15 protein-coding genes are annotated in these 21209 nt (G+C 59.2%); 10 read left to right on the forward strand and 5 right to left on the reverse strand.

Annotated features, from left to right (window positions below):
* The first annotated feature begins 56 nt into the window (after nucleotides 1-56).
* From ACYZT4_RS06545 to ACYZT4_RS06560, 4 genes are all read left to right on the forward strand, one after another.
* Nucleotides 57-1166: a PilT/PilU family type 4a pilus ATPase gene (locus tag ACYZT4_RS06545; protein ID WP_461986242.1), complete on the forward strand. Its 1110-nt coding sequence runs from the start codon at nucleotides 57-59 to the stop codon at nucleotides 1164-1166.
* Nucleotides 1167-1386: 220 nt separating this feature from the next.
* Nucleotides 1387-3522, forward strand: a complete 2136-nt coding sequence (locus tag ACYZT4_RS06550) for an FUSC family protein (RefSeq protein ID WP_461986244.1) — start codon at nucleotides 1387-1389, stop codon at nucleotides 3520-3522.
* Nucleotides 3512-3712, forward strand: a complete 201-nt coding sequence (locus ACYZT4_RS06555) for a DUF1656 domain-containing protein (protein ID WP_461986246.1) — start codon at nucleotides 3512-3514, stop codon at nucleotides 3710-3712. The genes ACYZT4_RS06550 and ACYZT4_RS06555 overlap by 11 nt, the downstream gene beginning before the upstream one ends.
* Nucleotides 3713-3716: 4 nt before the next feature.
* Complete coding sequence (locus ACYZT4_RS06560; protein ID WP_461986248.1) at nucleotides 3717-4682, forward strand: HlyD family secretion protein; 966 nt, start codon at nucleotides 3717-3719, stop codon at nucleotides 4680-4682.
* 210 nt (nucleotides 4683-4892) lie between these two features.
* On the opposite strand, the gene ACYZT4_RS06565 is transcribed toward ACYZT4_RS06560, so the two are convergent.
* The 3 genes from ACYZT4_RS06565 to mexE are packed head-to-tail and all read right to left on the reverse strand — an operon-like array spanning nucleotide 4893 to nucleotide 10775.
* On the reverse strand, nucleotides 4893-6314 hold the full coding sequence (locus ACYZT4_RS06565) for an efflux transporter outer membrane subunit (RefSeq protein WP_461986250.1): 1422 nt from the start codon (nucleotides 6312-6314) through the stop codon (nucleotides 4893-4895).
* Entirely contained in the window at nucleotides 6311-9505 is a 3195-nt protein-coding gene (locus ACYZT4_RS06570) for an efflux RND transporter permease subunit (protein ID WP_461986252.1), read from the reverse strand. Before ACYZT4_RS06570 ends, ACYZT4_RS06565 begins: the two co-directional genes overlap by 4 nt.
* Before the next feature lie 16 nt (nucleotides 9506-9521).
* Nucleotides 9522-10775 (reverse strand): multidrug efflux RND transporter periplasmic adaptor subunit MexE, encoded by a 1254-nt coding sequence (mexE, locus tag ACYZT4_RS06575; RefSeq protein WP_461986254.1) that lies wholly within the window; start codon nucleotides 10773-10775, stop codon nucleotides 9522-9524.
* Nucleotides 10776-11152: 377 nt separating this feature from the next.
* Here mexE and ACYZT4_RS06580 point away from each other — a divergent pair, with 377 nt between their 5' ends.
* Entirely contained in the window at nucleotides 11153-11470 is a 318-nt protein-coding gene (locus ACYZT4_RS06580) for a helix-turn-helix domain-containing protein (protein ID WP_461986256.1), read from the forward strand.
* Entirely contained in the window at nucleotides 11463-12722 is a 1260-nt protein-coding gene (locus tag ACYZT4_RS06585; RefSeq protein ID WP_461986258.1) for a type II toxin-antitoxin system HipA family toxin, read from the forward strand. Before ACYZT4_RS06580 ends, ACYZT4_RS06585 begins: the two co-directional genes overlap by 8 nt.
* A gap of 42 nt (nucleotides 12723-12764) precedes the next feature.
* On the opposite strand, the gene ACYZT4_RS06590 is transcribed toward ACYZT4_RS06585, so the two are convergent.
* On the reverse strand, nucleotides 12765-13679 hold the full coding sequence (locus tag ACYZT4_RS06590; RefSeq protein ID WP_461986260.1) for a LysR family transcriptional regulator: 915 nt from the start codon (nucleotides 13677-13679) through the stop codon (nucleotides 12765-12767).
* A 269-nt stretch (nucleotides 13680-13948) separates the two neighbouring features.
* Between ACYZT4_RS06590 and ACYZT4_RS06595 the strand changes: the two genes are divergently transcribed.
* From ACYZT4_RS06595 to pgm, 4 genes are all read left to right on the forward strand, one after another.
* The gene (locus ACYZT4_RS06595; protein ID WP_461986262.1) at nucleotides 13949-14971 is read left to right on the forward strand and encodes a zinc-dependent alcohol dehydrogenase family protein; all 1023 of its coding nucleotides are present in this window, start codon (nucleotides 13949-13951) and stop codon (nucleotides 14969-14971) included.
* A 557-nt stretch (nucleotides 14972-15528) separates the two neighbouring features.
* Nucleotides 15529-17010 (forward strand): hypothetical protein, encoded by a 1482-nt coding sequence (locus ACYZT4_RS06600; protein WP_461986264.1) that lies wholly within the window; start codon nucleotides 15529-15531, stop codon nucleotides 17008-17010.
* Nucleotides 17007-18407: an aminotransferase-like domain-containing protein gene (locus ACYZT4_RS06605; protein WP_461988570.1), complete on the forward strand. Its 1401-nt coding sequence runs from the start codon at nucleotides 17007-17009 to the stop codon at nucleotides 18405-18407. The genes ACYZT4_RS06600 and ACYZT4_RS06605 overlap by 4 nt, the downstream gene beginning before the upstream one ends.
* 109 nt (nucleotides 18408-18516) lie before the next feature.
* On the forward strand, nucleotides 18517-20166 hold the full coding sequence (gene pgm, locus ACYZT4_RS06610; protein WP_461986266.1) for a phosphoglucomutase (alpha-D-glucose-1,6-bisphosphate-dependent): 1650 nt from the start codon (nucleotides 18517-18519) through the stop codon (nucleotides 20164-20166).
* Nucleotides 20167-20322: 156 nt separating this feature from the next.
* On the opposite strand, the gene ACYZT4_RS06615 is transcribed toward pgm, so the two are convergent.
* The gene (locus tag ACYZT4_RS06615; protein ID WP_461986268.1) at nucleotides 20323-21018 is read right to left on the reverse strand and encodes a pirin family protein; all 696 of its coding nucleotides are present in this window, start codon (nucleotides 21016-21018) and stop codon (nucleotides 20323-20325) included.
* Between the last annotated feature and the right edge of the window lie 191 nt (nucleotides 21019-21209).

The raw sequence follows: 21209 nt of genomic DNA on the forward strand, positions 1-21209 counted from the left end.
ACGCTGTATAACCGGTTTTCGGTCGTTCATTGAATGCTTCGCGGGTACTTTTTGCCATGGAAATCGATGCACTGTTGAAGGTTCTGGCCAGCCAGAATGGCTCCGATCTGTACCTGTCCACCGGTGCGCCACCCAGCGCGCGGTTCGACGGCGTGCTCAAAGCCTTGAGCGACCAACCGTTCAAGCCGGGTGCAATCGCCGCGATAGCCTCGTCCATCATGGACGCCGAGCAGCGGCTGGAGTTCGATCGGGAACTGGAGATGAACCTGGCGATCTCGTTGGCGGGTATCGGACGCTTTCGGGTCAATATTTTCAAGCAGCGCAACGACGTGTCGATCGTGGCGCGCAACATTAAACTCGACATCCCGCGTTTCGAAGACCTCAAGCTGCCGGCAGTACTGCAGGAAATGGTCATGCTCAAACAAGGACTGATGCTTTTTGTCGGTGCCACCGATTCGGGCAAGTCTACCTCACTGGCGGCGCTGATCGATTACCGGAACCAGCACAGCAGCGGTCACATCATCACCATCGAAGACCCGGTCGAGTACATCCACCGCCACAAAAAATCGATCATCAATCAGCGCGAGGTCGGCGTGGACACCCGCAGTTTCCATGCGGCGTTGAAGAACACCCTGCGCCAGGCGCCGGACGTGGTGCTGATCGGCGAGATTCGCGATCGCGAAACCATGGAACATGCGCTGGCCTTTGCCGACACCGGGCACCTGGTGATTTCCACGTTGCATGCGCACAACGCCCATCAGGCGCTGGACCGCATCATCAACTTTTTCCCGGAGGAACGGCGCGCGCAGCTGCTGCATGATTTGGCCAACAACCTGAAAGCGTTCGTGTCCCAACGCCTGGTGCGCACCCGTGACGGGCAAAGAAGGGCGGCGGTGGAAGTGATGCTGGGAACGCCGACCATCGCTGACCTGATTCGGCGCAATGAGCTGGATGAACTCAAGGGGATCATGGACAAGTCCACTGAACAGGGTATGCAGACGTTCGATAACGCGCTGTATGGGTTGGTGGTGGAAGGGGCGATTGATGAGGAGGAAGCGCTGAAATATGCGGACTCGGTGAACAATTTGCGCTTGCGGCTGAAGTTGCATGCTGAAGCATCGCCCGTCCCTCTCGCGCACCCGGGTGAGTGGGGTTTGATGGATTAATCGAACACCTCAATGTCTCGGATATGTTGAACCGCGACCGGGGATTTGTACGCGCCCCTGTAGAAGCGAGCTTGCTCGGCAAAAACGCCGCGGCAATGCGTTCATTCGGCAGCACGCGTAATCGCTCACGTCCATCGTGAGCAAGCTCGCTTCTACAAGGGCAATGCGTGGCGTCAATCCTGTGGCTACGCTTGCTGAAGACACGTCGACGAGCATTCCCATGCAAGCGTTGCTGCAATACTTCAAGGCAATCCTCCATCCCGGTCCCGGGGTGTTGTTGTTTGCCTTGCGGACCATCACCGCCGGCCTGCTGACGCTGTACCTGGCGTTCCTGTTCGACCTCGACCAGCCCAAATGGTCGATCATGGCGGTGGTCATCATCAGCCAGCCGTTGGGCGGCATGGTGCTGGCACGCAGCTTCGGTCAGGTCATCGGCACGACGGTGGGGGCGATTGTGGCGGTGCTGACCATGGCGATTTTCCCCCAGGCGCCGCTGCCGTTCATAACCACCCTGGCCCTGTGGCTGGCGTTGTGTACCGCCGGCGGCACCTTGCTGCGTTACACCAGTTCCCAGGCCTTTGTCTTGAGCGGCTATACGGCGGTGGTCGTGGCGTTGCTGGCGGTGCCCGATCAGGACGGAACGTTTCTGCTGGCCGTGACCCGCGTAACCGAAACCCTGCTGGCGGTGGCGTGCGTCTGCGTCGTCAGTCTGCTGACCGCCCGCCCGGAAACCGTGGCGCGGGACTATTTCCGCAAAATCGACCAGGTCATCAAGCTCCTGGCGACCCATGCCGCTGCGGTCATTCGCACCGAAGAAAGCGAGGCGGATTTCCAGCGCCGGCAGATGCAATTGTTGGGAGCGATCAGTGCCCTGGAAGGCGTGCGCCGGCATTTGTATTACGACGCGCCACGTCTGCGTCGCTCCAATGGTCTGGTGCAGTTATTGGGTAATCAGCTCGTGCTGTTGACCTCGCGGCTAACGGCCCTGCGTCACCAGCGAGAACTTTTGAAGGAACGCTGGAAGGGTGCTCTTCCCGAGGACATCCAGCTGCTGCGCGCCGAAGAATTGGCTTTTCTCGATCAACTGGCCGTGCAAGGCCGTTCGCTGTCGAGCGAGGCACGCCAGGATTTTTCCGCGCTGCAACAACGTTTCGATGACCAGGCCTACAAGGCTGAACAACTGACCGAAACCATGCCGGCCACATTACGCTCGCTGGCCTGGGCGCTGCGTTGGGAGCAGGCGCGGATGCTCGAACAACTGGGGCAGATGCTCGAGTTGAGTGACGCGATCCAGCAAGAACGTCCAGCCAGTAGCATGTTCCGTGGCCAGGAAAATCCGTTGCATCTGGATTACACGCTGGCGGCGATGAACGCCTTCCGCGCCTTCACGGCGTTGATGGTGGCGGGGCTTATCTGGATCGAAACCGCTTGGGACGGCGCCCGGGGCGGGATGATCGTGCTGGGAATCCTCTGTTCTCTGATGGCGACATTTCCGCGCCCCTTACTGGCGGCGCAAAGCTTCGCCAGAGGATTAGGGTTGGCGCTGGTGGCGTCGGCGCTTTACCTGTTCCTGCTGGTGCCGATGATCAGTGACTTCGAACTGCTGGCCTTGCTGCTCGTGCCGCTGCTGTATGCGGTCGCGGTGGGGCTGTCCAGTCCGCCCACCACGGGCACGGGCATTGGCCTCGGGCTAACGACGATGTTGCTGCTAGGACCACAAAACGTCGGCGTCGGTCAAAACTCGGCGGGTGCGTGGTTCGAGTTTGCCGGTGCATACATCTGCGCCGCCGTATTGGCACTCAGTGTTTACTCGCTGATCTTCCCGTTCCGCCCCGATTTGAGGATGCGCCGGTTGTTCAATGAGAATCGCGAGCAGGTCAACGCGTTGCTGAAAAATCCCCCCAACGATCAACAACAGTTCGCCTTCGAAAGTCGCATGGTCGATCGACTGACCATGATGTTGGGCTTGTTGCCGGCCACTCAGGACAAGCAGTCCAAGGAACTGTATGAAGTCAGCCTCGGCTGCATGGCCCTTGGCGTGGCGTTGAATCAATTGCGTCAACAGGGCCAGTCCAACGCGTTATTGAGTTCGGAGCAAACGAATCGTTTACTGGCCGCGGTGCGTGAAACCGGACGATGGGTAGCCGGGCGGCCTGGCGTTGAGCTTGAACCGCTGCTCGACAACCTGCGTGCCTTGGGCGATGAAATGGACGACTTGCATCTGGATGTTCACGAACACCTGTGGTCGGTCTTCAGGATGCGCGTGGCGCTGTTGATCGTGGTGTCGTTCCTCGAGCGCTACCGCGCCTGCTTTCAACCCGCTCAACTGGAAGGAGAGCCCGCCCTTGCCCATTGATCTGGAAATTGGCGGTGTGTACTTGCCCCCCATCGCTCAGGCGCTGCTGCTGGGCTTGCCGGTTTTTCTCGCGCTCGACTGGATTCTGCGACGCGTCGGCGTGCTGCAATTGGTGTGGCATGAAGCCTTGTTCGAGGGCGCGTTGTACATCTGTGTATGCGCGACCTTGATTCTGCTGATGGGAGCCTGATGCATTGAAGAAGATCCTTGCCCGACTCACGACGCTGGCGATAGTCCTGCTGGCCTTTGTCCTCGGCTGGTTTGCCTGGGAACACTACACCCGCGCGCCGTGGACCCGCGACGCCCGGGTGCGGGCGGATGTGGTGACCTTGTCCGCCGATGTCGGGGGGCGCATCGTCAGCCTCGGCGTGCAGGATAACCAGCATGTGGAGAAGGGCCAGTTGCTACTGGAAATCGACCCCGCGCGCTACGCCCTGGCGGTGGAACATGCCAAGCGTTCCGTCGAAGTGGCGAAAGCATCACTCGGCCAATCGCAAGCGACCATCGTCGCCAGCCAGGCGTTGCTCAAGCAGCGTCAGAGCGAGGAGCGTCGGCGCCGCACGCTCAAGGACCGCGCGGCGATTTCCGGCGAAGAGTGGGAAAAATCCAACACCGATGTCGCGGTGGCCGAGGCCGATTTGCTACGTAACCAGGCCAATCTGATTCTGGCGCAGGCCAATGTGCAGTTGGCCACAGCCGCGTTGACTCAATCTGAACTCGACTTGCAACGCACCCGCGTCGAATCGCCCGTCACCGGTTTTGTCACCAATCTGCTGACCCGCCAGGGCGACTACGCGACTGCGGGTGGTCCGCTATTGGCGCTGGTGGATAGCGATTCGTTTTATATCAGCGGCTACTTCGAAGAAACCAAGTTGCCGCGGATCGGTGAGGGCGACCGGGTCGATATCGAATTGATGAGTGGCGAACGCTTTGGCGGCACCGTACAAAGCATCGCTTTCGCCATCGCCGACCGGGAAAACCTCCCTGGCGGCCGCCTGCTTGCCAACATCAACCCGAGCTACACCTGGGTGAAACTGGCACAACGGGTGCCGGTGCGGATCAAGATTGATGACGACTATGCCGGCAAAAACAAATTGCGGGCGGGAACGACGGCCACCGTGACCGTCGAGGAAACTCACAAAAATCAAAACCAACACTAAACCCCTGTAGGAGCGAGCCTGCTCGCGATGGAAGTCAACGATAACGCTAGTAGCCTGACACTCCACGGCGCTCTCAGGTACATCGCGAGCAGGCTCGCTCCTACAGGGGATTGGCGGTGGATTCGACAGCAAAAAAAACCCCACGACCGAATGAGGCGCGGGGCTAAAAATTTGGTCGGTTGGAGCCAACCAAAAGAGCTCGATAAAGCGTTACTTGCTAGCGACCGTCTCCGGTTGCCAGCCGCCACCAAGGGCTTTGTAGATCGCGACGATGCCGCGGTACAGATCGGTTTCAGCCAAGGCCTGTGAGTCTTCGGCCGCCAGACGCTCGCGTTGCGCGTCGAGCAGAACGAGGAAGTCCGACGAGCCTTCGCGGTAGCGAATTTCCGCCAGGTTGGCAGCCGCGCGGCTCGATTCACTCTGACGAATCAGCGAAATCAGGCGTTGCTGGCGTTTGCCGTAATCGCTGAAAGCGTTCTCGGATTCTTCGAGGGCCAGCAACACTTGCTGCTCGTAGGTCGCCAAGGCGCCTTCGGCATCGGCATCAGCGCCGCGCAAGCGGGCACGGACACTGCCCAGATCGAAGGCGGCCCAGGTAATGCTCGGGCCCAGCGCCCAGGCGTTGGCCGCCGAGGAACCGATCTGCGAACCACGCCCGGCGGTAAAGCCGAGGAAGCCACTGAGGCTGACCCGTGGAAACAGATCCGCCTTGGCCACGCCGATCCGCGCCGTGGCCGACGCCAGTTTGCGCTCAGCGCTGAGAATGTCCGGACGACGTTGCAGCAATTCGCCCGGATCACCGATCGGCAGTGCCTTGGCAATCGCCGGCAAGTCTTTCGGACTGAGGTCCACGGTCAGTTTGTCCGGCCGTTCACCCAGCAGGGTGGCGATGCGGTTTTTCTGACGAACCTGCTCGGCCTGCAATTGCGGGACGCTGGCTTCGACAGCGGCCAGGCGCGCATCGGCGCGGACCACATCGAGCTGATCGCCGACGCCGGCATCGCGCAGGCTTTCGGTAATCTTGCGCGATTCCTGCTGGTTGTTCAGGTTGGCCAGGGCAATCTTTTCCCGCAGTTGCGCACCGCGCAGTTGACCGTAGGCGTCCACCAGTTCGGCAATCATGCTGACTTGCAGTTGGTACAGATCGGCTTCTGCCGCTTGCTGCTCGGCGTCACTGGATTCCAGATTGCGCTGAATCCGGCCGAACAAGTCCAGTTCCCACGCCATGTCCAGACCCAGGTCATAACGTTCGCTATTCACCCGTTTGGTGGTCTGGCCCGGAATCTGACCTTTGCCCAGGTCGCTGCTGGCGCGGCTGGTGATGGTCGGCATGGCGTCATTGCTGGCGTCATCGCGAATCGCCCGGGCTGCTTTCCAGCGGGCGAAAGCGACGCGCAAGTCACGGTTGCCTTGCAGCGATTGAGTGACCAACTGGTTAAGGGGCGGGTCTTCAAACTGCTGCCACCAGATGCCTTCGAAACGCGAGCGGTCGAAGTTTTTCTGGCCGGCTGCGCCATCGGTAGCGGCGGTGATATCGGCCGGTTCAGTGGCCGGGGTCTTGTAGTCGGGGCCGACGGCGCAGGCACTCAGGGCCAGTACCAGCAGGCTCGGCAGGAAGGCTTTCAGGCTCATTGCTGCGCCTCCAATGGCTTGTCCAGTTTAAGAGCCTTGGCCGCTTTGCGTTTCTCACCGCGCTCTACAAAGTTACGAATCAACACGTAGAACACCGGCGTCAGCAACAGACCGAAGAAGGTCACCCCGAGCATCCCGGAGAACACCGCCACACCCATGGCGTGACGCATTTCGGCACCGGCACCGCTGGAGAACACCAGAGGCACCACACCCATGATGAACGCGAAAGAGGTCATCAGGATCGGACGCAGACGCAGACGGCAGGCTTCCAGTACCGCGGCGAGCGGGCTGAGACCTTCGTCCTGCTGTTTGTCCTTGGCAAACTCGACGATCAGAATCGCGTTCTTACACGCAAGCCCCACCAGTACGATCAAACCGATCTGGGTGAAGATGTTGTTGTCGCCTCCCGAAGCAATAACGCCGACGATGGCCGACAGCAGGGTCATCGGAACAATCAGGATCACCGCCAGTGGCAGGCTCCAGCTTTCGTACTGTGCCGCGAGTACCAGGAACGCCAGCAATACGCAGAGCGGGAATACGAACAGCGCGGTGTTGCCGGACAGAATCTGCTGGTAGGTCAGGTCGGTCCATTCGTAGGTCATGCCGTTTGGAAGTTCTTCCTTGAGCAGTTTCTCGATGGCTTTTTCGGCCTGGCCGGAGCTGTAGCCGGGGGCTGCCGCACCGTTGATTTCTGCGGTGATGAAGCCGTTGTAGTGCATCACGCGGTCCGGGCCCGAGGTGTCGCTGACCTTGATGAAGGTCGCCAGCGGGATCATCTCGCCTTTGTTGTTACGCACTTTCAGCTGACCGATCTGATCCGGTTCGAGGCGGAACTGTTGCTCGGCCTGAACGTTGACCTGATAGGTGCGACCGAAGCGGTTGAAGTCGTTGGCATACAGCGAACCCAGGTAGATCTGCAGGGTGTCGAAGATGTCGCTGACGGCGACGCCGTGGGTCTTGGCTTTTTCGCGGTCAATGGCGGCATCGACCTGCGGCACGTTCACTGTGTAGCTGGTGAACAGTGCGGCCAGTTCCGGTACGTTGTGGCTCTTAGTGATGATGTTCATGGTTTCTTTGTACAGCTCGTCGTAACCGAGGTTGCCCCGGTCTTCGATCTGCAGGCGGAAACCACCGATGGTGCCCAGGCCTTGTACCGGCGGCGGCGGGAAGATCGCCATGTAGGCTTCTTGAATCCCGGCGAACTGGCCGTTCAATGCCCCGGCAATCGCGCCGGCGGACATGCTCGGGTCTTTGCGCTCGTCGAACGGTTTGAGGGTCACAAACACGATGCCGGAGTTAGGACTGTTGGTGAAACCGTTGATCGACAGGCCCGGGAACGCCACCGCACTGTCCACGCCGGGCTGTTTCAGCGCGAGGTCGGACATGCGTTTGATCACGTCTTCGGTACGGTCCAGGCTCGAAGCGTCCGGCAGTTGGGCGAAGGCCACCAGGTATTGCTTGTCCTGGCCCGGTACGAAACCGCTCGGGGTGCTGGAGAAACCGAAGAACGTCAGGACCATCAAGCCTGCGTACAACACCAAGGCAATGCCGCTGCTGCGGATAACCCGGGCGACTGTGCCGACATAACCGTGGCTGGCCTTGTCAAAGAAGCGGTTGAACGGACGGAACAACCAGCCGCCGAAAATCTTGTCGAGCACCTTGGAGAAACGGTCTTTCGGCGCGTCATGGCTTTTCAGCAGTACCGCCGCCAGTGCCGGCGACAGGGTCAGCGAATTGAAGGCAGAAATCACCGTCGAGATCGCAATGGTCAGGGCGAACTGTTTGTAGAACTGCCCGGTCAGTCCGGAAATGAACGCCGCCGGGATAAACACAGCACACAGCACGAGGGCCGTGGCGATGATCGGCCCCGTCACTTCACGCATGGCGCGCTTGGTGGCTTCGACGGGCGTTAGTCCGAGTCCAATGTTTCGCTCGACGTTCTCCACCACCACGATGGCGTCATCCACCACGATACCGATGGCCAGCACCAAGCCGAACAGTGACAAGGCGTTCAGCGAGAAGCCGAACAGGTGCATCACCGCGAACGTACCGATCAGCGAAACCGGGACTGCCACCAATGGAATGATCGAGGCACGCCAGGTTTGCAGGAACAGAATCACCACCAGAACCACCAGGATCAGTGCTTCGAACAGGGTGTGAACCACGGCTTCGATGGAACCGCGCACGAAGATCGTCGGGTCATAGACAATGCTGAAGTCCATGCCTTCGGGGAAGCTCTTTTTCAGCTCCGCCATCTTGTCGCGCACTTCGTTGGAGATCTGGATCGCGTTGGAACCCGGGCGCTGGAAGATTGGAATCGCCACAGCCGGTTGGTTGTTGAGCAAGGAGCGCAGGGCGTATTGGCTGGAGCCCAGTTCGATGCGGGCAATGTCTTTCAGGCGAGTGATTTCACCGTTGTCGCCGGAGCGAACAATGATGTTCTCGAACTCTTCCTCGGAAACCAGTCGACCTTGGGTGTTGACCGACAGCTGGAATGCGGTGGCATTCGGCGCAGGCGGGGCGCCCAGTGCACCGGCCGCGACTTGACGATTCTGCTCACGAATGGCGGTCACGACATCGGTGGCCGTCAGGTTGCGCGAAGCGGTCTTGTTCGGATCGAGCCACACCCGCAGGGAGTAGTCGCCCATGCCGAACAGCTGCACATCGCCGACACCGCCCAGACGCGCCAACTCATCCTTGATGTTGAGCAAGGCGTAGTTGGACAGGTACAGCATGTCGTAGCGTTTGTCCGGCGAGGTCAAGTGCACAACCATGGTCAGGTCGGGCGAGGCCTTGTCCACGGTGATACCGATGCGCGTCACTTCTTCTGGAAGTTTCGGCTCGGTCCGGGTTACGCGGTTCTGCACCTGCACCTGCGCGTTGTCCAGGTCCGTGCCCAGCGCGAAGGTGATGGTCAGGGTGATCTTGCCGTCAGCGGTGGATTGCGAGGACATGTACAGCATGTTCTCGACGCCGGTGATGGCTTGCTCCAGAGGAGCGGCCACGGTTTCACCGATGACTTTCGGGTTGGCGCCCGGGAAGTTGGCACGGACCACAACGGTCGGCGGCACGACTTCCGGGTACTCGCTGATCGGCAACTGGAACAGCGAGATGGCCCCGGCGATCAGGATCAGCAGCGACAGCACCGCCGCAAAGATCGGTCGTGAAATGAAGAATTGGGAAAAATTCATCGGAGTATGTCGTCCCTTAACCGCGTGGAGTCGCGGCAGCCAGTTTCACAACCGAACCCGGCGCGACCTTGGCAGGTGCGACTTGGGGCAGGTTGCTGGCTTCCAGCGCTTGGCGTTGTTGTGCGAGTGCCGCGAGGGTTTGTGCACTGGCCATCGGGATCACTTCAGGCGTGACCGGCGAACCAGGGCGAACCCGTTGCAGACCTTTGACGATGACGGTGTCATCTTTGGTCAGGCCGCTGCGCACGATGCGCAAGCCTTCGATTTTCGGACCCAGCTCAACTGAGCGGTAGACCGTCTTGTTGTCGGCATCCATCACCAGCACGAACTTTTTACCCAGATCGGTACCGACCGCTTCATCGTTGATCAGCACGGCGGAGTAAGTGCCGCTGCCGACCAGTTTCAGACGCGCATACAGGCCTGGGGTGTAGGTGCCATCGGCGTTGTCGAACACGGCGCGACCACGGATGGTGCCGGTTTTCGGGTTCACCTGGTTGTCCACGAAGTTCATCACGCCCTGGTGCGGGTTGCCGTCTTCGTTGGACAAGCCGAGGTAAACCGGGGTGGTAGCGCCGCGTTTGCCCTGGCGGGCGAGTTGGGTGTACTTGAGGAACACACGCTCGTCAGCGTCGAAGTACGCGTAAACCTTGTCGGTGGAGACCACGCTGGTCAGCGCGGTGGTGTCGGCGGTCACCAAGTTGCCGGCGGTGATTTCCGCACGGCTGACACGGCCGCTGATCGGCGACGTGACGCGGGTAAAGCTCAGGTTCAGTTTTGCCAGGTCGAGTTGCGCCTGCAGGGCGCCGACAGCGGCGCGGGCTTCTTGCGAAGCGCTGGTGCGCGAATCGGCCAGTTCCGCGGAAATCGCGTTGCTGGTACGCAGGCGTTCACCGCGTTGTGCTTCATTTTCGCTGCGGGTGGCGTTGGCGCGGGACTGGGCAACCAGTGCTTCGAGGCGGCGGACTTCAGCCTGGAACGGGCGCGGATCGATCTGGAACAGCAAGTCGCCTTTCTTGACCAGCGCGCCTTCGGTGAAAGCCACTTCATCGATTTGGCCAGAGACCCGAGGACGAATTTCTACCGTTTCCGGCGCTTCAAGGCGCCCGGTGAATTCGTCCCACTCGTTGACCGGTTGTTCCAGCACCTTGGCGACACTGACTTTCGCCGCAGGCATGGTCGCGGCAGACTCTGGCGCCTTGCCGCAAGCGCTCATCACCAGCACTGCCAGCAAGGCCAGGGGGAAGCGCAAATGTTTGAGTGATTGTTCCATGGATGCATCCGCCAATGTATTGAGAATGGACGGATGATGCTCGGCGGGGTGGTCACGCACGAATCGAATGAACCGAAGGTAACTATCATTCGGAATGATATAAGTTCGAAGCAAGCCCTCTAGCATGCGCCTCGGGTCAGAAAGCGATCAACGTGGTTGGTGGCAATTCTGTATTGCACTGCGTGCAAAGGACCGGAAGGAGACTGATTGCAACCAACCCTCTGTTGATGTTCACCGATATAATTCCAATAAATTGTGTATTAAACGTAATATAAGCGAATAAGCCACAAAATTATGGAATTAAGTTGATTGAGCTTATTCAGCCGTCATCCTATAATTTTGGACATTACGCAGCTCATCGGGGCGGAAAACACATTATGTTGGATTTAAGCTTCAGCAAACCGACCGAAATCCTCCAACGGCTTTGCGAGCGGCTTCGCACGGAGCGGCTGGCCCAACAAATGACGCAAGCGGAAGTGGCCGGCCGCGCCGGTATCGGTACCAACACTGTGTCCAATCTGGAAGCCGGGCGCAACGTCGGGTTCGAGAATGTGATCCGCGTGGCCATGGTCCTGGGACGCAGTAAGGAGCTTGAAGCACTGTTCTTGCCTCGACTGGACAGCCTGGACGACATTCGTCGCTACGAGAACAGTGCCAAGCGCCAGCGCATCAAGGGGAAGCCGGACCATGCTTGAACAGGTCAACGTCTATTACGATGGCTGGGGTGAGCGCTGGCTGTGGGGCACACTGGTTTCCACGACGGCCATCACCGGTCGTCCGCAGATTGTGTTTGAGTACAGCGATGAGGCTAAGCGCAAAGGGCTGGAACTGTCGTCGTACGCACTTCCTTTGGCCGGCGAGAAGTTACGCAGAAGCTTCCCGCCGCACCAGTTAGGCTTGCCGGGGCCTGTGTATGATTCGCTGCCTGATGGCTGGGGCATGCTGCTGATGGACCGCCTGTTCAGGCGCCGCCGCCTGAACCCTGCACGCATAGGACCCCTGGAACGGCTGACCTACATTGGTGACAACGCCATGGGCGCATTGTCATTCGAGCCGGTAGCGCCCGAGAGGCTGGAGTCGCAACAACCGATTTCCATTGAGCTGCTGGCGGCAGAGGTGCAGGACGTTCTCAGGGGAGAGGGTGGGGAGTTCCTGCAACAATTGCTGTTGGTGGGCGGCTCGCCTCAAGGCGCCAGACCCAAGGCCTTGCTCTATCTCGATCCCCGAACCGGCGTCCTTTCCACCGTCTTCACTCCGGGTTGTGAAGCCTGGCTGGTCAAGTTTCCGGCCAAAGACGAACACCCTGAAGTGTGTGCGATCGAAATGGTCTACGCCGCGTGCTTGCGCAAGTGCGGCATCCAGACCCCGGACACTCGGTATTTCAGTCTGCCCAACGGACTCGCCGCTTTCGCCACCAAGCGCTTTGATCGACAAGACGGACTGCGCGTACCGATGCAGAGTCTCGCGGCCTTTACCAGCGCCGATTTCAAGACGCCAGGGGGGTTGGACTACGTCACCTTCTTGCGTGCAACGCAGCTGTGTACCAACGATGTGCGACAGAAAGCACTGGCGTTCGAGCGCGCCGTCTTCAATATCGCCTTCAACAACCGAGACGACCATCCCAAGAATTTCGCCTATGTCATGCTGCCGTCCGGTGCATGGAAACTGGCACCGGCCTACGACGTGACGTTCTGCGAGGGGCCGGGCGGGTACCACCAGATGGACGTGATGGGCGAGGCCTTGGCGATCGATCGAGCAGCGATAATCAGCCTCGCCAATGAGGCAGAGGTTTCGATGGAGGCCGCAATAGGCACTATCGACAGTATTTGCGAGGCCGCCAGCCAGTTTGCCTCCCTCGCTGAGCGGCTGTATCCACAGCTGATCACCCCGGAAACCCGACGCAGCATCCAAGACCGAATCGACGAGAACGTTGCCTTGCTTCGCTAGGAGTACTTTCGGAGAAGTCGATTCGACGGGTGACCGGGCTTTTTAGAGGCTGTCCGGATCGCCAAAAAACATCTGAATCCGCGACCTCAACCAGCGCTCCCCCGGGTCGTTGTCCTGCGACCCGCGCCATGCCATGTGCAACTCAAAGCTGGGCACCGGCAACGGAGGGTCTTCAGCCCGCACACCGCCGGCCGCCGTCAGCGTTTCAGCCGTGTAATCAGGCACCGTCGCGACGATATCAGTGCCGCTGATGAGTGTGCTGAGCCCATTGAACTGCGGCACCGCGAGCACCACGTGCCGTTTGCGCCCGAGCTTTTCCAGTTCTTCATCGATAAAACCGCTCAGGTCGCCGGCGAACGACACCAGTGCATGGGGCCGCGCGCAGAAGTCGTCCAGGCTCAGCGGTCCCGGCACGCTGTCGGCGCGCAACAACTTCGGCGAGCTGCGCCGCAGCACCTTGCGTTTGGCGTTTGCGGGCAAGTCAGCGGTGTAGCTGACGCCGATCGAAATCTCGCCTGAGGCCAGCAGGCTCGGCATCAGGATGTAGTTGGCGCGGCGGACCACCAGCACAATCCCCGGTGATTCGGCGCGCAGGCGCTTGAGCAGCATTGGCAACAGCGCGAACTCGACATCGTCCGACAGCCCGATGCGGAACACCGCGGTGCTGGTCGCTGGATCAAATTCCGCCGCACGGCTGACGGCCGTGGAAATTGAGTCCAGGGCCGGGGAGAGCAGGGCGAAGATTTCCACCGCCCGGGCGGACGGCTCCATGCTGCGCCCCGTGCGCACGAACAGTGGATCATCGAACAGCCCGCGAAGGCGTGAAAGTGCCGCGCTGATGGCTGGCTGGCCAAGGAACAATTTCTCTGCAGCACGGGTCACACTGCGTTCGTGCATCAATGTTTCGAAAACAATCAACAGGTTCAGGTCCACACGACGCAGGTCATTACGATTCATCTGGAGTCCTGGCAGAGTCATCAAGCTTGACGGGAGCAGCCATATGGGAACAATGGCCAGCAGGAATATTACGGGGAAAGGCTGCTACTCTGCACCGAGTAATTCAGATTTCCTACAAAGGCTGCATCGGTTTCTTACGACATTTGAAGATGTCGCCGGCGCCGTGGAATCAATGACAGGCATGTCGACTATTAATAGCCACTGATAGTCTTGGGTAGAAAGCCCAGATAGAGTTCAGGGCATTAGAGGTTTCTTTGGCGAGGTTTGCGATGTCCCGCACGATCCGTTTTCACAAGTTTGGTCCAGCCGAGGTGCTCAAATGCGAAGAGCATGTGGCCGCTCTCCCTGCACCGGGTGAAGTGCAGGTGCGCGTCGAAGCCATTGGCATCAGCTGGTACGACATTCTCTGGCGTCAGAACCTGGCGTCTTCCCATGCTCGTCTGCCTTCAGGCCTTGGTCATGAAATGTCGGGCGTGGTGACGGCGGTCGGCGATGGCGTCGAAGACCTGGCCGTCGGTGACAAGGTCGCCAGCTTCCCGGCACAAAGCCCTAACGACTATCCGGTGTACGGCGAGCAGATCGTTCTGCCACGTTCGGCACTGACCCGTTATCCGGACGTGCTGAGCCCAATCGAAGCGGCGGTGCATTACACGCCACTGTTGATTGCCTACTTTGCCTATGCCGATCTGGCGCGGGTCAAACCCGGGCAATTTGCCTTGGTCACCGATGCCAGTCACTGTGCCGGCCCGTCGTTCGTCCAATTGGGCAAAGCTTTGGGCGTTCGAGTGATTGCCGCTACCAGGAATGCGCAAGAACGCGAGAATCTGCTGGCGCTGGGTGCTGAAAAAGTCATCGTCACCGAAGAAGAAGATCTGCTGTTGCGGATCAACAAAATCACCGACAACCGCGGTGTGGACGTAGTCTTCGACGGTTTGGGTGGTCCGCAGATGTCGTTGCTCGGTGATGTGCTGGCACCGCGCGGCAGCCTGGTGTTGTATGGCCTGCAAGGCGGGAACCAGACTCCATTCCCGGCGTGCGCAGCGTTCCAGAAGAACATTCAGTTCTTCGTGCACTGCATCGGCAACTTCACAGGCAAGCCGGAATTGGGCATCGTCCAGGACCAGGTTGCACTGCAACGAGCGTTGCGCGACATCAACCAGCTGACTGCTGACCGCGTTCTGCTACCGCTCAAGACTCGGGTCTACCCGTTTTCCGAGTTTGTCGAAGCACACCGCTACATGGACGAATGCCCATGCGGCGAGCGAGTCGCCCTGCAGGTTGAGCCTGCGTAACACCCACCCCTGAAAAAGTCCGTGCCTGCACGGACTTTTTTATGGCCCGATGAAAACAGAACGCTCCTGCCGAAAGAACCCATTCAGCAACTGAACTGGTTTTTGTTCTTGATCTGTATCTTCTAATCGCCATTTAAGCCCTGATAATTGAATGATTACTTTCATCTCAAGGAAAGAGTCATGGCTGGGTATCGGTTTGATACTTTTAAATGCATATCGTTAATGTTTTTCCGACAAAGCGCCGATCGTTGCGCAGCTGCCCAACTATCCTGTGCGTCTTCTTTCTCTATTTCTTGTGCTAAATGTCTGTGGGACGCTGTCGGACATTTCCTAGGAACTCCCTCGAAGCCCGTAAGTTCCCGTATTACCTGGCTTTTCGGCGTCCTTTCTTTAGCACGCACGGTACCGCGGCCCCCGCCTCACAAATAACGACTCAAAGCTTAAGTGCTAGCATTTGGCAATAACATCCAGCACTTGATTTGTGGCAGGCAATCCGTTTGCGCACTGCACCGCGTTGTTTGCGCACTATTGAACTTACGAGCACCAGGTAACTAAAAATGACCCTTATCCATGACCAGGCGATGAATTATGTCTACCAGCAAATGTTACAACGTTTGCTGAGTTTCTTTTCCAGAGCGGAACGCACGGCATTGCAATTACTGATTCAGCGGCTAGTGGTCACCGCAGGCGGCATGGAACGCATTGGCGAATACAAGGTGCTGGCGATTCAGTCCGGGTCCCGGGACAGTTGTTACACCTTGGCAATGCTGCGCGCCGCGCAGTTGAGTATTGCCGGCAGGGCGCCTTCCACGTTCCGGCTGCGTGTGGCGTCGTTGCGCATGAACGGCGTCAGCTCGGCGGCCCAGGACAACATTCATCGCAGCTACAGTGCGTTGTTCCTTTACGACGACCCCCGGGTCGAAGTCGTGATGGTCGATAACCGGGAGGTTTTGCCGTTCAAGCATCTGGCACCGATCTCGGACGAGGGGCACGAAGCCGGTCGACTCAATCAGTTGATGGTGGGACATCGTCGACCCCTGGACGGGCCGATCGACCTGTGGGACGCCGGTTATCTGGCCACCGGCGAGTTCTATGGGCAAATTGCCCGTTGGAACGGCGGCGTCGATGCGTTGGTCAGCAGCGACACACCGCGTCAGCAGAAACAGTTTCTGGAGGGGCTGAAGCGCGCGGCGTGGAAGGCCGGACTCGAGTCGTCGACTTTTCCAGGAACCAGCTTTGATCAACTGTATGCACTGCTCGACGAGCTCGGCAGCGATTGTTATCGCCATTTTCATGCCGGGGAGGGCCCGGCACAATGGCGTCCCGCCGAAAATTTCGAAGCCTGTCGTCGCACCACGTTCATCGATATTCACGACATGCTGGTCAGCAATCGGGAAGAGCGATGGCCGCTGCTCACCGAGTTTCTGGGTTTCCAGCCGGACGAACTGGCTGCCCAGCTCAGCGATAACGAATTTGTCAGCCCCTTGATCTCAGCCCATGTCCGGGGTTTGCAAGCGTGCTTCCTTCACGGTCACAGCTATGAGTCGGGCGTCGCCGAATACTTGCAGCGAGCCTTGGTGATGATGCGCCGCAAGCAATTGCCGGAACGCCTGTGCGAACAGGCGGTGGAGGCTTTTGGCAACCCGGCAAGAATGTCGGACCAACGTGCACGGGGCGCGGCTGAGGCACAGCAATACCTCGGATTGAACGAGGCGCAACTGGTGTGTTTGATCTACGCGCCTTTTGTTGAAAACGCAGCCGGTCTCGAGCGCTTCCTGCGTCAGTGCCACCCGGGCATGCTGGTCGCGATACCTGACTTACACCGGGCAATGAAGGGCCATCCGGTGTCGGAACAGGTTGCGCACTGGATGGTCGACGTCAGCGGGTTGCCGGTCAGCCTCATCGGCAAGCTGTACCACATGGGGCCGGTGCCCGGCGTCGAGGGCCCTCTGGCTGACGCGGAATCCGCTATCGCTACATATGACGCTGAGCATGACGAAGATGCGGCGATGGCGGGTGAATGGTCAGCGGGACATTGAAAGCACCGCGCGAGACTGACTTTGCCTATCAGGCGGTTTACCGATACTTGACTCAGCTAATCAACGAGCCGGTCAGCGACACGAATGTGCGCTTGCCATCGTTACGCCAGTTGGCGATCCGTCTGAACGTATCGATTTCGACGATTCAGTATGCGTATTCGTTGCTGGAGAAGGAAGGGCGTGTCTATTCGGTGGCAAAGTCCGGTTATTACGCGTTACCCGTGTCTTCAATCAGCCTGCCCGGCAACAGCAACGACCTGTTAGAAACGGTCTATGTCAACGCAAGGCGCCCGGGCATGTTGGTCTTCAGCGCCGATGAACCGGCGCTGCTGCTGCCTCTGGACAGTCCGTTGCTGTTGCTGGAGCGAGAATTGCTGCGCCAATACCCGCGCCTGCCACAACCGCCTGCACAACCTTGCGGCGAACTCGAACTGCGTACCGCCATTGCGGCACGCTATACCACCTCGCCAGTGCGTTGCTGGCATGCCGATGACGTCTATATCGGCGCTGACTTGCGCGGTGTCCTGGAAATACTGATTGCCGTATTGGGCCTGAAGGACGCTGCGGTGGTCGTCGAGTCGCCGTGCGACTGGACGATTTTGCGCTTGCTGCAAGCCGCGGACGTTCAAGTGATCGAGTGGCCGGTGCGAGACAACGGCAGCCTGGATTTGGACCTGCTCAAGACGCTGCTGGAAACCCGGTCGGTGCAGTTGGTGATGCTGTCGTCGGGATTGAGCGTGCCGCGGGGCAGTCTGCCGCCCGACAACAATCGGCAGGCCATCGCACAGTTGCTGGAGCAGCATGGCAGCTGGGTGCTGGAAAACGACTGTTACGGCGAGCTCGAATTCGAGCCCGGAGCCCTGCGGTTTCGCGACCTGCTCGATCCTGAGCGACTGATCGTATTCTCTACGTTTGAGAAAATCATCGGTCCGGAAGCTCCTTACGGCTATCTGCTGTCGCGGCATTTCAGCGAGCAATTGCAGCGACATTTTCTGCTACGCGCATTTCGCCTGTCGCCGATTCGCCAGAAAGCCATCGCCCGTTTGTACGGCAACGGCCGGATTGATCAGCATCTCCAAGTGCTACGCAGGTTGCTCAAGGATCGCAAAGTGCAGATGACGCTACTGTTGCAGGAACGCCTGGGCGACGCCTTGCAGGTCGTCGAGCCACAAGGTGGGGCGACCACCTGGGCACGCTCGCTACGCCAGGTAGATATGCGACGCGTGTTCCAGCGTTTGCTCAAGCATCACGTCGTGATTGCGCCCGGAGAACTGTTCAGTCTGCAGGGGCTACACTCGCAGCACCTGCGCTTGAGCCATGCCTTTGACGGGGAACATGACCTCGCTGCCGTATTGAGTTTGCTGGGGGATGCCTTGCGGCTGGAGTCGACCGACTGAACTAGGGCAAACACAGCCTTTGCGTCCATGGATCGATCCCATCGCGTTGCGGTCGAACTGCCAGTAAACTGCGACCCTATTCCTGACCACTCGATTCCAGAGGTTTTGCATGACACTCAGTCCTTTTGCGGGCAAACCGGCACCGGCAGAATTGTTGGTCGATATCCCGCGACTGGTCACGGCCTATTACACCGGCCAGCCCGATGCTGCCGTCTCCACCCAGTGCGTGGCGTTCGGCACGTCCGGGCACCGGGGCAGCTCGTTCGACCTGAGTTTCAACGAATGGCACGTCCTGGCGATCAGTCAGGCGATCTGTCTGTACCGCGAAGCCCAGGGCATCGACGGTCCGCTGTTCGTCGGCATCGATACCCACGCGCTGTCCACCCCGGCCGGTGCCAGCGCCCTTGAAGTGCTCGCCGCCAATGGCGTCACGGTGATGATTGCCGAGAATGACGAGTACACCCCGACACCGGCGATTTCCCACGCGATCCTTTGCTACAACCGCGGCCGCACCTCCGGGTTGGCGGATGGCATCGTCATCACGCCGTCGCACAATCCGCCGCAAAGCGGAGGCTACAAATACAATCCTACCAACGGTGGCCCGGCCGATACCCACATCACCAAGTGGATCGAAGCCAAAGCCAATGAGCTGTTGGGCAACAAACTGGCCGGCGTCAAGCGCATCAGCTACGAACAGGCGCTGAAGGCCAGCACGACCCATCGCCACGACTACCTCAACACCTATGTCGCCGACCTGATCAACGTCATCGATTTTGACGCCATTCGTGATGCGAAGCTGCATCTGGGTGTCGATCCGCTGGGCGGCGCCGGGGTGCGTTACTGGTCGGCAATTGCCGAGCATTACAAGCTGGATCTCGAGGTGGTGAACAAGCACGTCGATCCGACCTTTCGCTTCATGACGGTCGATTGGGACGGTCAGATCCGCATGGACCCATCGTCAAGCCACGCCATGCAGGGCCTGATCGGCCTGAAAAATCGCTTCGACGTGGCGTTTGCCTGCGATCCTGATCACGACCGCCACGGCATCGTGACCCCGTCCGGTGGTTTGCTTGCGCCGAACAGCTACCTGGCGGTGTCGATTGACTACCTGTTCCAGAACCGCCCGCAATGGCGTGCCGATGCGGGCGTGGGCAAAACCGTGGTCAGCAGTGGCTTGATCGATCGCGTGGCCAAGCGTCTGGGTCGTCGCCTGTATGAAGTACCGGTCGGTTTCAAATGGTTCGCGGACGGTCTGTTCGACGGTTCGCTGGGTTTTGGTGGCGAAGAAAGCGCCGGCGCATCGTTCCTGCGCAAGGACGGCGGTGTCTGGAGTACCGACAAGGACGGTTTGATCCCTGCGTTGCTGGCGGCAGAAATGACCGCTCGTACTGGCCGCGATCCAAGCCAGGCTTACCGCGCGTTGACCGATGAACTGGGCGAACCGTTCTCGGTGCGCGTAGACGCCAAGGCGAATCCGCAGCAGAAAGCGCTGCTGAGCAAGTTGGCGCCGGATCAGGTGACCTCGACTCAATTGGCAGGCGAAGCCATCCAGAGCATCCTCAGCCACGCGCCGGGCAATGACCAGGCCATCGGCGGCCTGAAAGTCATGACCGAAAACGGCTGGTTCGCGGCACGCCCGTCGGGGACTGAAGACATCTACAAGATCTATGCCGAGAGTTTTGTCGGGGACGAGCATCTGAAACAGCTGGTTGCTGAAGCGCAGGCATTGGTGGATGGCGCGATTTCTGCAAAAAAATAGTTGAGGGCCTCATCGCTGGCAAGCCAGCTTCCACAGGGTTGGGCATTTCCCCTGTAGGACCCTGGATTGCCAGCGAAAGCGTCAGCACACCGACCGCAAATCAAAAAAAGGGCGACCCTCACGGTTCGCCCCTTTTTTTGCCCTGCATTTAATCAATCAAGCCAAATCGACCAACACGATCTCACTGTCCTCAACCGCAGTCACGCGCAACACCTGCTCATCCGCCACCGCGATACCGTCTCGAGCTTGTGCACGCAAGCCATTGACTTCAATCACACCCGTGGCCGGAACCAGATAGGCACGACGACCGCTGTCCAAGTGATATTCAGCCGATTCGCCTGCCTTCAGGTTTGCCGCCACCAGACGCGCATCCGCTCGAATCCGCAGGCTTTGATCGTCGCCGGCCTTGCCGCTGGCCAGGGTCACGAACCCTTCACGTTGACCTTTAGGGAACGGTTTGGCGCCCCACGACGGTGCCAGGCCGCTTTCGTTGGGGATGATCCAGATCTGGAAGATTTTGGTTTCAGTGGCTTCCAGGTTGTACTCGCTGTGGGCGATCCCGGTGCCGGCGCTCATGACCTGAACGTCGCCCGCTTCGGTGCGGCCCTTGTTGCCCAGGTTGTCTTCGTGGGTAATCGCGCCTTCACGGACGTACGTGATGATTTCCATGTCCCGGTGCGGGTGTTTCGGGAAGCCGGTTCCGGAGGCAATCACGTCATCGTTCCACACCCGCAGGTTGCCCCAGTTCATGCGTTTGGAGTCGTGATACTCGGCGAACGAAAAGTGGTGATGAGCATCCAACCAGCCATGATGGGCGCCGCCCAGGGAGTTGAAGGGTCTGAGTTCGAGCATGATCGTCTCCTGAATGGGGTAGTAATGGCGAGCATCATCTTTCAGGCAGTGATCGAAAAAAAGCGTAAAAAGTGCCTCAATACCATCGAATAAATTGATATAAAACCACCTCGAAACGTTCTCACCCAACTTTCAATTCATCGTATAAGCCAATGACCTGTAAGCATTTGACTAGAACTGAACGGCAAATG

The sequence above is a fragment of the Pseudomonas sp. GB2N2 genome, from assembly GCF_054897705.1.